The organism is Actinomadura rugatobispora (assembly GCF_042656285.1).
Classification (GTDB): Bacteria; Actinomycetota; Actinomycetes; order Streptosporangiales; family Streptosporangiaceae; genus Spirillospora; species Spirillospora rugatobispora.
In genome coordinates this window covers 1-529 of the sequence record NZ_JBHSON010000329.1, presented here as the reverse complement: position 1 = coordinate 529, position 529 = coordinate 1, and the positions used below count along the sequence as shown (strand labels likewise).

The following is a 529-nucleotide window of genomic DNA, read 5'->3' as shown; positions in this document are numbered from 1 at the left end:
GGACATGTCGGAGTTCATGGAGAAGCACACCGTCTCGCGGCTGTTCGGCTCCCCGCCCGGCTACGTCGGGTACGAGGAGGGCGGCCAGCTCACCGAGAAGGTGCGCCGCAAGCCGTTCTCGGTCGTGCTGTTCGACGAGATCGAGAAGGCCCACCCCGACATCTTCAACTCGCTGCTGCAGATCCTGGAGGACGGTCGCCTGACCGACGCCCAGGGCCGGGTGGTGGACTTCAAGAACACCGTCATCATCATGACGACCAACCTGGGGACGCGCGACATCTCCAAGGGGCAGTCGCTGGGCTTCACCCGCGCCAACGACGAGCAGGGCTCGTACGAGCGCATGAAGGCCAAGGTGAACGAGGAGCTCAAGCAGCACTTCCGTCCGGAGTTCCTCAACCGTGTCGATGACACGGTGGTGTTCCACCAGCTGACGCCGAAGGAGATCATCCAGATCGTGGATCTGATGATCGCCAAGGTGGACGAGCGGCTCAAGGACCGGGACATGGGGATCGAGCTGCGGCAGGAGGCC

1 protein-coding gene is annotated in these 529 nt (G+C 63.7%); it reads left to right on the top strand.

Annotated elements, in window-relative coordinates:
• Positions 1-529, top strand: a 529-nt coding sequence (locus tag ACFPZN_RS56650; protein ID WP_378293790.1) for an AAA family ATPase, incomplete at both ends; no start/stop codon positions are given.